The organism is Bifidobacterium adolescentis ATCC 15703, assembly GCF_000010425.1.
GTDB lineage: Bacteria > Actinomycetota > Actinomycetes > Actinomycetales > Bifidobacteriaceae > Bifidobacterium > Bifidobacterium adolescentis.
Map to the genome: position 1 here is coordinate 847,869 of NC_008618.1, position 12,783 is coordinate 860,651.

Consider the following 12,783-nt stretch of genomic DNA (forward strand, 5'->3'; position numbering starts at 1 on the left):
GAAAGAGACCGACATGGCTGCAGAGAAGACCACGGAACCGGACGAAGTACTCACTGATGAGGAGCTCCAAGCTGCTGCGGCTCCCGAGCCGGATTCTGCCAATAATAACGAGGCGCACAAGCGCACCGTCGTCGTTGCCGAAGACGAATCCGTGAACCGCATGGATTTGGTCGCCATGCTTGAGGATAACGGCTATGAGGTCGTCGGAGAGGCCGCCAACGGTGAGGAAGCCGTTGAACTGACCCGTAAGTTCCGCCCGAGCGTGGTGTGCATGGATGTCAAGATGCCTCGCATGGATGGCATCGAGGCCGCTGGCATCATCTGTGATGAGAACATCGCTCCGGTCGTCATGCTGACGGCATTCTCCCAGTCTGATTTGGTCAAAAAGGCCACGGGCGCTGGCGCCATGGCGTATGTCACCAAGCCGTATGAGGAATCCAAGCTGTTGCCGGCTTTGGAAGTCGCCATGGGCCGTTTCGCCGAAATCAACGATTTGCTTGACAATGTCGAACGTAGCGAGTCCAAACTGCAGGAAACCGAGGAACAGCTGAAGAAGGCCGAAGAGCAGCTGAAGAAGGCCGAAGAAACGCTGGAGGAGCGCAAGCTCGTCGACCGCGCCAAGGGCCTGCTGATGGACAAGGCGGACTTCTCCGAACAGGGCGCTTTCCGTTGGATTCAGAAGACCTCCATGGACCAGCGCATTCCGAAGAAGCGTCTGGCCATGGCCATCATCGCCAAGTATGGCGAACAGAAGTCGGAAGCAGAGGATGCGCGCTAACACACCAACTGTGGAAGGCACTTCACGCGGAACGCTATTGGTCGTTGACGGCCATTCTTTGGCGTTCCGCGCTTTTTTTGCCTTACCCGTAGAGAATTTCAGTACATCATCAGGTCAGGCCACCAACGCGGTCTGGGGATTCGCCACCATGCTTTCGCAGGTGATCGATGCCGAACATCCAGACCATCTTGCCGTCGCATTCGATGTGAAGGGCGGCACGTTCCGCAACCAGATGCTGCCGCAGTACAAAGGAACTCGCGACGCGGCCCCCGAGGAACTGCTCAGCCAGCTGCCATTAATCCAGCAGATGCTGACGGCCTTGGGCGTCACATACATCGAAAAACCCGGTTACGAAGGTGACGATGTGATCGGCACGCTCGCCAGCATGGGCGACCAGGCAGGCTACCGCACATTGGTGCTGTCCGGCGACCGTGATGCTTTCCAGCTGATCAACGACGACATCACCGTGCTGTATCCCGGCCACCATTTCAAAGACCTCAAACATATGACCCCGGATGCCGTGCAGGAGAAATATCATGTCTCTCCCGCGCAATACCCAGATCTGGCCGCCTTGCGCGGAGAAACCGCTGACAACATCCCCGGCGTTCCCGGAGTCGGCGACGGATTCGCGGCCAAATGGATCAACCAGTACGGCGGACTTGAGCAGATCATCGAACACGCCGACGAGATCAGCGGCAAAAAAGGCGAAGCCCTGCGCGAAAACATCGAACAGGTCAAACTGAACCGTTCCGTGAACGCTTTGGTTCGTGACCTTGATCTTGGCGTGTCGGTATCCGACCTGACATTTGGACAAGTCGACGCTGGTCAACTCGACGATCTATTCACCAAGCTCGAATTCGGTGTTCGGACCAAGAATCGCGTGCTCAAAACGTTCAATGCGGACAAACCATCCGGGGACGTGCACGAATCCAGCAAGCTCGAGCTGCCACATGTCGAAGACGTCAACGATCCGCATGTGGTGGAGACATGGGTCCAAAACCATTTCCCCGTGGTGCAGGAACATCTGCACGAACGCCATGAACGCTCCTCCAACGACATTCCGGAATTCGGCTTCGAAATCGATTCTTCGACCCGTTGCACGGACAAGGTGAAACAGTCCTGGACGCTTTACGCCGAAGGTACGAGCAAACCCGGAGAAGCCTCTCTTTCGGCATTGATGATCGCCGTGCACGGCGAAGCCATTCGCATCGACGTATTCAGTCCGGATATGGTGCAATGCCTGCAAAGGCTGTTCGACCGCTATCACCATTCCATGGTCGTGCACGGTTACAAAGAACATGCGCATCTGCTGGGCAGCATCGGCGTGGAACTTCCGGAACCATTGTTTGACACCAAGCTCGCCGGATATCTTGCCCACCCGGATTTCCACGCGGACACGCTGGAACAGGTTGCGGCCCATTTCCTGGATCTGCACATCGAAGCACAAGCCGAAGCCGCGACACAGGGGACCTTGGACTTCGACGAGCCTGAGGAAAACGATTCCAAGAACGACGAGCTGATACTCACCCGCACCGCAATCGTGGGGCTTTTGGCCGAATATTTGGCCGGTGTGCTGGATAAGCGCGAACAATTCGGTCTCCTCAAATCCATTGAGCTTCCGGTCTCTCAGGTCCTGCATGGCATGGAACAGGTCGGCGCCCAAGTGGATATGGCACGTCTGGTGCAGATGCGCGACCAACTTGCCGCCGACGCTGCCCAGGCACAGGAAACGGCGTGGCAGTTCGCGGGGGAGCAGGTGAACCTGCAAAGCCCCAAACAGCTGCAGAAGATCCTGTTCGAAGACATGGGATTGAAACCGACGAAAAAAACCAAGTCCGGTTCATACACCACCAATGCCGCGGCATTGCAGACCTTGCGTGACCGCTCGTACGATAACGACCGCGCATGCCAGTTCCTTGACGCGTTGCTGATGCATCGTGAAAAGAACAAGCTCAAGCAGATCGTGCAGACGTTGATCGACGCCACAAACCGTCATGACGGTCGCATCCACACCACTTTCGAACAGACGGTGGCAGCCACCGGACGATTGAGCTCCGTCGATCCAAACCTGCAGAACATTCCGAACCGGGATCCCGCAGGTCGTGAGATTCGATCCGCGTTCGTGCCGGGAGAGGGCTTCGAATCGTTGCTGAGCTCCGACTACTCGCAGGTCGAACTGCGCATCATGGCCGACCTTTCCGGTGATGAGGCGTTGATAGAGGCCTTCCGCTCCGGCAAGGACTTCCATAAGTATGTGGCCAGCTTGGTCTACGGCATTCCCGTTGACGACATCACGTCCGATCAGCGTAGCCACGTCAAGGCGATGAGCTATGGACTTGCCTACGGTCTGAGCACGTATGGACTTGCCCAGCAGCTCAAGATCAAGCCCAAAGAAGCCGAATCGCTGAAAAACCAGTATTTCGCCACTTTTGGCAAAGTCCATGAATACCTTGAATCGCTTGTCTCGTCCGCACGCGAAAAAGGATATACCGAAACCATTTTCGGAAGGCGCAGGTATTTCCCCGGTCTCAAATCGCCGAACCGTGCCGTGAGGGACGCGGCCGAACGCGCCGCGTTGAACGCGCCTATCCAAGGCTCGGCGGCGGACATCATGAAAATCGCCATGATTCGTGCGTATGACGCACTGCAGGAAGCGAACCTTGGAAGTCGCCTCATACTGCAGATTCATGATGAACTTGTAGTGGAGATCGCGCCCGGTGAGGAGAAGCAGGCCACCGCGCTGGTGAAGGATGCCATGGAGCATGCCGTTACCATGGCCGTTCCGTTGGACGTATCGACGGGCATCGGTTCCGATTGGCAATTGGCGGCCCACTGATCCGTTCCCGTCGGATAATCGAAGGCTGATTAAAAAAGAAAGAAGGAAGATTGTGGCAACGCTGAAGCAGGTCGTGGATGTGCTTGAAACGCTGTATCCGCTGCGTTACGCGGAACAATGGGATGAGCCGGGACTCATCGTGGGAGACCTTCGCCACGACGTGCGCAACATCGCGTTCGCGGCGGACCCATCCATGGCGGTGATCGACCAGGCTATCGCCGGAGGCATCGACCTGCTGATCTGCCACCATCCGCTGTTCTTCCGTTCCGTGCATGCGGTCTCCGGACTAGGATTCCGTGGTGAGATCGTCCGGAAGCTCAACCTCGCCGGTTGCGCGCTGTGGGTTGGGCACACCAATGCCGATGCCTCCTACCGAGGAGTCGGCATGGCCGCCGCCGACGCGTTCGGCCTAATCGAACAGCGTCCGCTGGTACCCATCGAAGATCCGAAAGCCGAACATCCGGTCGGATTGGGCCGTGTCGGCCGGTTGCAGGAGCCGATCGCATTGCGTGATTTCGCCCGTCGTGTGGCCGACGCGCTGCCATACACCGAACTTGGCGTGCAGGTGTGCGGCGACCTTGACGCGACGATCGGCACGGTGGCGATATTGCCGGGCTCGGGCGATTCCCTGTTCGATGAAGTGCGTGCCGCAGGCGTCGATGTGTATGTGACCAGCGATCTGCGCCATCATCCGGTGACCGATGCCATCGAGCAGGCGCGCTATGAGGCGTCCATGCGTGCCGCGGACATCGAACTCGGCCGAGGCGACGCCACTGTTCGTCCGATGTTCATCAACACGCCACACAGCGCCATCGAATCCATATGGTTCCAATACGCCATGGGCGATGTGCCTCGTGCCGTATCTGAGGCGACCGGAGACATCCCCACCGTCCGCTGGATTTCCATGAACACCGATCCCTGGAATCTGGTACTGCCGTCCTGCGGGCAGGAACGCTGAACGACGATGTCCGATACGACCAGCATGGATATGTCGCTGAACGAATCCAGCGATGGCGTGGACATGACCAGACCGGCCACAGTACTCAGCAGAGAGCACGTGTATCAAGGCGCGATTTTCGGCGTGGAGGACATGCGTATCGCGTTGCAGACACGAGACGGCGGACAAACCGTGATCCGCAGACAGGTGATGCGGCACGCGCCCTGTGTGGTCATGCTGGTGCATGACTGCGCGCAGGATTTGTACTTGGTCGAACGAGAATACCGTGTCGGCTGCGACGCCTTCGCCTACGGTCTGCCGGCAGGACTCATCGATGACGGGGAAGACGTCGATGCGGCCGCATTGCGTGAGCTGCGCGAAGAGACCGGCGTCGAGCCAATCGACGAAAACAGTTGCGATATCGACCATGTCGGGCAATTCTATTCATCCGAGGGCATGACCGACGAACTGGCCAACATCATGGTGATGCACCTGCGCCACTGGCAGGCCGTCGAACGGCATTTCGACGCCGACGAGCATGTCGAATCTGCTTGGATCCCGTGGAAGCAGCTACGAGACACGCACATCACGGCCTCCAATTCGGAGATCGCCATTTTGCATGAGCAAATTCGCAGAATGCGGCAACAATAGCGGCCTGCAGGTTTCGAATTGTAAAAACAATCGCCGGAATAAACGAAATAACGAATTCAACTCGCAAAACGTGCGATACTTGAATTATGCAAATCAGACCTGGATCGATGTATCCACTCGGTGCGAGCTACGACGGCGCCGGCGTGAATTTCGCCCTCTTCTCTCAAGTGGCCCAGAAAGTCGAGCTTTGTCTTTTCGATGAGGAAGATCGTGAGACCCGAGTGGAAATGACGGAGCAGAACTCCTACGTATGGCATAACTATCTGCCGGGAATACAACCCGGGCAACGGTACGGCTATCGTGTGTACGGTCCGTATGATCCAGCAAAGGGCCTGCGGTGCAACCCGAACAAGTTGCTGCTCGACCCGTACGCCAAAGCCATCGAGGGAAACATCGACGGTGACGAAAGCCTCTATTCGTATTGGTTCAAAAGCCCTGAGGACGTCACCAGCATGAATACGCTGGATTCCGCGCCGCATACCATGAAATCGGCCGTGGTCAATCCGTATTTCGACTGGGGCAACGACCAACATCCGAACATCTCCTACCATGATTCGGTAATCTACGAAGCCCATGTGCGTGGCATGACCAATCTCAACCTGGACGTGCCGCCGGACATCCGTGGAACCTACGCGGGCCTCGCATATCCATCGGTCATCGAATATCTGAGGAAGCTCGGCGTCACCGCCATCGAACTTATGCCGATCCACCAGTTCGTCAACGACAGCTTCCTGCAGGAAAAAGGCCTGAGCAACTACTGGGGCTACAACACCATCGGCTTCTTCGCGCCTCATAACGCGTACTCAAGCTCCGGACAACGCGGCGAGCAGGTCAACGAATTCAAATCCATGGTCAAGGCCTACCATCGCGCCGGCATGGAAGTGATCCTCGACGTGGTGTACAACCACACCGCCGAAGGCAACAACCTCGGCCCGACCCTAAGCTTCAAAGGCATCGACAACGGTGCCTACTACCGTCTGGTCGACAACGACCGACGCCACTACTTCGACACGACCGGCACCGGCAACTCCCTGCTGATGCGCTCGCCGCACGCGCTGCAGCTCATCACGGACAGCCTGCGCTACTGGGTCACCGAAATGCATGTCGATGGTTTCCGATTCGATCTTGCGGCCACGCTGGCCCGCCAATTCCAGGAAGTCGACAAGCTGTCCGCCTTCTTCGACATCGTCGAACAGGATCCGGTCATCTCCCGTGTCAAGCTCATCGCCGAACCTTGGGATTTGGGTTCCGGCGGCTATCAGGTGGGCGGCTTCCCGTCCAGCTGGTCCGAATGGAACGGCCGCTACCGTGATTGCGTGCGTGACTTCTGGCGTTCGCAACCATCGACGCTACCGGAATTCGCCAGCCGTCTGATGGGCAGCTCCGACCTGTATCAGATGAACGGCCGCCGTCCGGTGGCTTCCGTGAACTTCATCACCGCACATGATGGCTTCACCATGAACGATTTGGTGAGCTACAACGAGAAGCATAACGACGCCAACGGCGAAGGCAATAGGGATGGCGAAAGCAACAACCGTTCCTGGAACTGCGGTGTCGAAGGCCCGACCACCATCAAGGACGTCAACGACCTGCGGCAACAGCAGATGCGCAACATGTTCGCGACGTTGCTGTGCAGTCAGGGCATTCCGATGATCTGCGGCGGCGATGAGGTGGCACGCACGCAACAGGGCAACAACAATGCCTATTGCCAGGACAACGCCATTTCATGGACCAATTGGGATCTTGACGATAGTCAGAAGGATTTGCTTGAGTTCGTTTCGAAGCTGATTCATCTGCGACTCGAGCACCCGGTGCTCCACCGTCGTCGTTTCTTCACCGGCCGCGAGCCAGGAGACCCGGACGATAAGATTCCGCAGGTCGAATGGATGGACCACACCGGTTCCATCATGGACATGGAAGATTGGTCCAATACCCACGCGTTCTCGGTGATGATCTATCTGAACGGTTCCGATATTCCGGAAGCCGACTGGTATGGCAACCAGATGGTGGACAATAACTTCATCCTGATTTTCAACGCGCATTACGAGCCGATTATGTTCACCTTGCCGGACGAGCGGTATGGCAAGAAATGGCGTCTGGTCGTTGACACGCATAATCCGAAGGGTCCGGAACTCAACTATGAGGCCGGCTTCGCGATCACGGCGCAGTCGAGAAGCTTCCTGTTGCTGATGAGCGATAGAAAGCCCACCACAAAGAACTACGATTTCTGATAGCCATGAGAACAGGCGAGGTACCATCCGTACGGGTGACACACCTCGCCGTATTGTTTGTGGACTGTGCTCGTGAACCGTTACGAGAATTAGACTTCCGACGAGAGTCGGGAAACGGTTCCAGAAACGGTTTCGCTGACCTCCGCAAGATCCTCGACGGATTCTGGCCGCTTGGTTTGCGCCAGAATAAGCTGCGTCTGCACACGATCGGATTCGATGGCCGCAATCTGCCGTGAAAAGATGATGAACCAGCCCAGAAACATCATGCCGGCAAGAGCCTCGACGTTCGTCAACGTGTTACGCCCCGCCAGCCACTGGAACCCGGCAAGAGCCCCGATCACGATAGCTAGGTCTGAAATCACATATACTACTTTTGAAAGCTGCGGGGCCAGCCAAGGCAGCGCGATCATCAGCACGCTCATCAGGCAGGGAAGACCGCGGGCGAATACGTTGTGCAGAATCGGATGCGGCGTGTAACGGAACATGCCGATGCCGATGAAGGCGATGCCTGCGAGCGTCAGCATGGTCGATAGCAGAAGAATCCGCGCCTTGAAGTGTTTGGGAGCTTCTTTTTCATCGCTTGCAGACAGATACTGCATCTGCAGACGGTGCGTGGTGATGAGCTCCGAAATCGCGAAATAGCTGATGATGACGATGCAGACGCCGGCCAACATCAATGTCGAATTGAACATACGAGCAGCAAAAGTGGTTCGATCGCCCAATTGGGAGAAATTGTTGTTGTACCAGTATGGATCATCGGACGTCAATCCTGCGATGCTGACACCGGAAACCACGAAGAACGGCAACAAGGATGCGATGGTCTTGGCATTCATGAGTTCCGCCTGTACGAACGTGACATAGCCTACGACCCCCGAGATCGCGGCGCAGAGTGCAGTCAGATAGCCTTTTAACGTGCGCAACCCCATCATGTTGCTGGCAATGGAAAGCAGCATGAACGCCGTGACGAAAATGGTCGACGCGTAGACCACGGACAAAGCGAGTATCTCGAAGATACGGCGAATAGGAATGGTCCAGCCATGTTTCAACGTCATCGACCTGGAGTTGCGCGCATACCCCAAGGTGAACGAGATGACTCCACATCCCGCGGTGATTCCGGCACACACGGTGAACAGGCGTTGGGTGACACGCCAGATGGCGGGAGCGAATTGCAGATATAGGTCCATGGCGATCCATGCAAGAGTGGCGCATGCCATGAAGGAAATGATGCCTGAAGCCTCGGCTTGCTGATGACGTCCCATGCGCGTTCCCTCCAGTATTTGCCATTCTAGCCTGTCGTTGTCCTACCATACGCTACAATAGAAACTCGTGTTCACCTGCCACGTGCGGGAGTGCATGAACGGGCTGTAGCGCAGTTTGGTAGCGCGTCTGCTTTGGGAGCAGAATGTCGCAGGTTCAAATCCTGTCAGCCCGACAAAAAGCCCGGAGTTCCAATGGTTTTGCCACTTGGAATTCCGGGCTTCAATGATTGTGCGCACAAAAGAAACTCAGATGCCACACATGTTGTAGTCGGCGCTCAGATCATTCATGGCATGCAGGATCTTGTATGTGTAGACCAACGGCCCGACGATGATCAACGTGCCGAGAACGCTCCATAGCCAGTATGTCGCGGCCGTCACGGTCACCGGCAAATGCCGGGCGGCCTGTTCGGTGCCGATTCGAGCGCTGAGACGATGGTTCCAGACAAGCCAGCCGATGCCGAAAGTCAGCCAGCCGACAATGAAGAACATGAGGCAATAGTGCATGGTGCGCTTGCCGTCGCGACGCGTGGCGATCAGGTTCAAGGTTTCCCCAACCTCACTCATCTGCCAAATGTCGTAGATGCCGAAAGTGATGAGACCAAGCAGCACGAATTTGAGCAGGCCGCGTTTGGTACGCAACGCCGTTCCCGCCGGAACGGGAACCGGAGCCATTGGCTGAGGCTGTTGAGCGGCAGGCGGATAATATTGCTGTGATGCGGACGCGTAGAGCTGCGGCTGCGGCACGGCCGCATTCGGTTGTTGGGGTTGCGGCACAGGCACATATGGCTGTGGTTGCTGTGGCGATGTCATATTCTCTTCTTTCTTCTATGCGCTCGTTTCTTCTATGCGCTCGCTCTTCTCCACATTGAGGTGAAAAAGAACGGACGTCGTCAAAGGACGCCTACACGCAATGATGGGCAGATGGGGAAGGAGTTGTATAGTTTGCATCCCATATGGATACCAGCATGTCGCTGACGAGATGGACACGTCTTTTTCCGCAGGTTTTGGTTACCATGGGTCGCATGGAAGCACTTCAAGAGAACCTATGGCCGGCACCGTATGCCGGCAAACCGCTCAACGCCACTGTGGTGGTGCCGGGTAGCAAATCCCTGTCGAACCGGTATCTCATTCTCGCGGCTCTCGGATCGGAGCCGGTGCGTTTGGTAGGGCTGCTGCGCTCGCGTGACACCGAGCTGATGATGGAGGCGTTACGTGCGCTTGGCGTCCGCTGTGAGGTTGATGTCGAAACTGATACGACGGTAACGGTGACGCCGCCAGCGGATGGCCACTTCCATGGCAATGCGAAAATTTACTGCGGACTTGCCGGCACGGTGATGCGTTTCGTGCCGGGACTTGCGATGTTCGCCGATGGTCCCGTCGATTTCGATGGCGATGAGCAGGCATATGCCCGCCCGATGAAACCGGTGTTGGATGGCTTGCGGCAGTTGGGTGCGACCATTGAATACCACGGTGAAGAAGGCCGTCTGCCGTTCACAATCACTCCGCCCGCATTTGATTCGGCCGTGCGCGAAACGCCGAATGTGGTCTCCATCGATTCGTCCGGCTCTTCGCAGTTCATTTCCGGCCTGTTGCTGATCGGCTCGCGTGTGCCAGGCGGCCTTGAGCTGCACCATACGGGGAAAAAGACTCCAAGCCTGCCGCATATCCGAATGACGGTGGCCGATCTTAAAAGTGCTGGTGTGGATGCGATTGCAGATGAAGACGTTCATGTCTGGGGAGTCGCTCCGGGAACGGTTCAACTACCCGGACAGGTGACGGTCGAACCGGATTTGTCGAATGCCGCTCCGTTCCTGGGCGCCGCGTTGATCGCCGGCGGAACCGTGCGTGTGCCGCATTGGCCGGAAACCACCACGCAACCTGGTGGTTTGCTGCCGGGGTATCTTGAACGCATGGGAGCGCAAGTGTCTTTCCCGGAAAAGAACGGCATCCGTTATTGCGAAGTCACAGGTGGACATGCCATCAACGGTTTGGGTGATTTCGATCTGACCGCTGCCGGTGAAATCGCGCCATCGCTTGCTGCGATTCTGGCTTTCGCCGACAAACCGACCAATATGATCGGCATCGGCCATTTACGCGGACACGAGACGAACCGTCTTGAGGCGTTGGTCAATGAAATCACGCGTATTGGGGGAGAAGCTCGTGAATTGCCGGATGGATTGAAGATAACGCCCGTATCCGCGGGCTGCCTTCGACCGGCCGTGATGGAGACTTATGCCGATCATCGCATGGCCACGTTCGCTGCGATGCTTGGTTTGCGCATCAAAGGCATCCAAGTGGAGAACATCGCCGCCACGGCAAAAACCTTGCCGAATTTCGTGAATATGTGGAACGACATGCTTTCCTGACGGATGTATGAAAGAGATGTTGTGAAGGAGATTGTTCGATTCTAACGAGAGTGGACTCTTTTCGCCGCATAATGGGAGGGGCTTTCCGCGGGCTATCCGCGGGAAGCCCCTCCCATTACGTGTCTAAGCCTGCGGGCTCACTCCCATTCGATGGTTGCCGGCGGCTTGGAAGTGCAGTCAAGCACCACGCGGTTGATCTGACGGCATTCGTTGGTAATACGCGTCGAGATGGTGGCGAGCACGTCGTACGGGATACGCGACCAGTCGGCGGTCATGGCGTCTTCGGACGACACCGGACGCAACACGATTGGCGAGCCGTAGGTGCGTTCGTCACCCTGCACGCCCACGGAATGCACGTCGGCAAGCAGCACGACCGGGCACTGCCAGATGTCGCGGTCGAGGCCGGCCTTGGAAAGCTCCTCACGTGCGATGGCATCAGCTTCGCGCAGCAAGTCAAGACGTTCCTTGGTGATTTCGCCGATGATGCGGATGCCGAGACCCGGACCCGGGAATGGCTGACGCCAGACAATCTCATCCGGCAGACCGAGTTCGGTGCCAATGGCGCGCACCTCATCCTTGAACAGGGTGCGCAGTGGCTCGATGAGCTGGAATTTGATGTCCTTCGGCAGGCCGCCCACATTGTGGTGCGATTTGATGTTGGCCGCGCCATCGCCGCCGCCGGACTCTACGACGTCCGGATACAGCGTGCCCTGCACGAGGAATTTGACTTCCTTGCCGGAGGCACCGGCCTCTTCGATGACCTGACGCTGGGCCTTCTCGAACGTGCGGATGAACTTCTCTCCGATGATCTTGCGCTTCTTCTCCGGCTCGCTCACACCCTTCAGGGCGGTGAGGAAGTCTTCGGAGGCGTCCACGGCGATGAGCTTGATGCCGGTGGCCTCGACGAAATCATGTTTGACCTGCTCGGCCTCGCCCTTGCGCAGCAGACCGTGGTCCACGAACACGCAGGTGAGCTGCTCGCCGATGGCCTTATGCACCAGAGCCGCCGCGACGGCGGAGTCGACGCCGCCGGACAGGCCGCAAATCACCTGGGCGTCGCCGACCTTCTCGCGGATTTTCTTGACCTGGTCCTCGATGATGTTGGACGCGTTCCAGTTATCGCCGAGGCCGGCGCACTTGTGCAGGAAGTTCTCGATGAGCTTCTGGCCCATCGGAGTGTGCTTGACTTCCGGATGCCACTGCACGCCGTACAGTTTGCGGGACTCGTCCTGCATGGCGGCGACCGGTGCGCCTTCGGTGTGGGCGAGCACTTCGAAGCCTTCCGGCGCGGTCTTGACGGCCACGCCATGGCTCATCCACGTGCTTTGCTCTGCGGGAGAGCCGTCGAGCAGACCCTCCGCCTTGTCGATGGTGGTTTCCGTTTTGCCGTATTCGCCCAGGGCGGCCTTGTCGACATCCGCGCCCAACGCGTATGCCATGGCTTGGAAGCCGTAGCAGATGCCGAGCACCGGAACGCCCGCGTCGAACAGCTTCTTGTCGACGCGCGGAGCGCCCGGTTCGAACACGGAAGCGGGGCCACCGGACAGGATGATGGCCTGCGGATCCTTGGCCAGCATCTCATCGACCGGCATGGAATGCGGCACGAGCTCCGAATAAACATTGGCCTCACGCACGCGACGTGCGATCAGCTGGGCGTACTGGGCTCCGAAATCGACAACGAGCACAGGACCTGCAGCCATAACACTCTCCCTTTAATATGAGGTA

9 protein-coding genes and 1 tRNA gene are annotated in these 12,783 nt (G+C 57.5%); 7 read left to right on the forward strand and 3 right to left on the reverse strand.

What is annotated here, in order from left to right; all coding sequences use genetic code 11:
- Positions 1-13: 13 nt before the first annotated feature.
- The 5 genes from BAD_RS03615 to glgX all read left to right on the forward strand — a co-directional run bounded on the left by BAD_RS03615 (position 14) and on the right by glgX (position 7,433).
- Positions 14-778 (forward strand): ANTAR domain-containing response regulator, encoded by a 765-nt coding sequence (locus BAD_RS03615; RefSeq protein WP_011743098.1) that lies wholly within the window; start codon positions 14-16, stop codon positions 776-778.
- Positions 768-3,614: a DNA polymerase I gene (gene polA / locus BAD_RS03620; protein WP_011743099.1), complete on the forward strand. Its 2,847-nt coding sequence runs from the start codon at positions 768-770 to the stop codon at positions 3,612-3,614. The genes BAD_RS03615 and polA overlap by 11 nt, the downstream gene beginning before the upstream one ends.
- 52 nt (positions 3,615-3,666) lie before the next feature.
- Positions 3,667-4,572: a Nif3-like dinuclear metal center hexameric protein gene (locus tag BAD_RS03625; RefSeq protein ID WP_011743100.1), complete on the forward strand. Its 906-nt coding sequence runs from the start codon at positions 3,667-3,669 to the stop codon at positions 4,570-4,572.
- A gap of 6 nt (positions 4,573-4,578) precedes the next feature.
- A complete protein-coding gene (locus BAD_RS03630; RefSeq protein ID WP_011743101.1) occupies positions 4,579-5,202 on the forward strand; it encodes an NUDIX hydrolase in 624 nt (207 codons plus the stop codon).
- Positions 5,203-5,288: 86 nt separating this feature from the next.
- Positions 5,289-7,433, forward strand: coding sequence for a glycogen debranching protein GlgX (glgX, locus tag BAD_RS03635; protein WP_011743102.1), 2,145 nt, complete (start codon positions 5,289-5,291; stop codon positions 7,431-7,433).
- Between the two features lie 89 nt (positions 7,434-7,522).
- On the opposite strand, the gene BAD_RS03640 is transcribed toward glgX, so the two are convergent.
- Positions 7,523-8,692, reverse strand: coding sequence for a hypothetical protein (locus BAD_RS03640; RefSeq protein WP_011743103.1), 1,170 nt, complete (start codon positions 8,690-8,692; stop codon positions 7,523-7,525).
- Positions 8,693-8,791: 99 nt separating this feature from the next.
- Here BAD_RS03640 and BAD_RS03645 point away from each other — a divergent pair.
- Positions 8,792-8,865: transfer RNA gene (locus BAD_RS03645), tRNA-Pro, on the forward strand.
- A gap of 73 nt (positions 8,866-8,938) precedes the next feature.
- On the opposite strand, the gene BAD_RS03650 is transcribed toward BAD_RS03645, so the two are convergent.
- Positions 8,939-9,502, reverse strand: coding sequence for a DUF4234 domain-containing protein (locus BAD_RS03650; RefSeq protein WP_080505082.1), 564 nt, complete (start codon positions 9,500-9,502; stop codon positions 8,939-8,941).
- A gap of 203 nt (positions 9,503-9,705) precedes the next feature.
- Here BAD_RS03650 and aroA point away from each other — a divergent pair, with 203 nt between their 5' ends.
- Positions 9,706-11,058, forward strand: a complete 1,353-nt coding sequence (gene aroA, locus BAD_RS03655; RefSeq protein WP_011743104.1) for a 3-phosphoshikimate 1-carboxyvinyltransferase — start codon at positions 9,706-9,708, stop codon at positions 11,056-11,058.
- 137 nt (positions 11,059-11,195) lie between these two features.
- Here the strand turns inward: aroA and guaA are convergent, their stop codons facing one another.
- Entirely contained in the window at positions 11,196-12,758 is a 1,563-nt protein-coding gene (gene guaA, locus BAD_RS03660; RefSeq protein ID WP_003809522.1) for a glutamine-hydrolyzing GMP synthase, read from the reverse strand.
- Positions 12,759-12,783: the final 25 nt, after the last annotated feature.

What these genes read in the sequence shown, in the direction of transcription:
- BAD_RS03615 (WP_011743098.1), top strand. Translation starts at nt 14, where the DNA reads ATGGCTGCAGAGAAGACCACGGAACCGGACGAAGTACTCACTGATGAG.
- polA (WP_011743099.1), top strand. Translation starts at nt 768, where the DNA reads ATGCGCGCTAACACACCAACTGTGGAAGGCACTTCACGCGGAACGCTA.
- BAD_RS03630 (WP_011743101.1), top strand. Translation starts at nt 4,579, where the DNA reads ATGTCCGATACGACCAGCATGGATATGTCGCTGAACGAATCCAGCGAT.
- glgX (WP_011743102.1), top strand. Translation starts at nt 5,289, where the DNA reads ATGCAAATCAGACCTGGATCGATGTATCCACTCGGTGCGAGCTACGAC.
- BAD_RS03640 (WP_011743103.1), bottom strand. Translation starts at nt 8,692, where the DNA reads ATGGGACGTCATCAGCAAGCCGAGGCTTCAGGCATCATTTCCTTCATG.
- BAD_RS03650 (WP_080505082.1), bottom strand. Translation starts at nt 9,502, where the DNA reads ATGACATCGCCACAGCAACCACAGCCATATGTGCCTGTGCCGCAACCC.
- aroA (WP_011743104.1), top strand. Translation starts at nt 9,706, where the DNA reads ATGGGTCGCATGGAAGCACTTCAAGAGAACCTATGGCCGGCACCGTAT.
- guaA (WP_003809522.1), bottom strand. Translation starts at nt 12,758, where the DNA reads ATGGCTGCAGGTCCTGTGCTCGTTGTCGATTTCGGAGCCCAGTACGCC.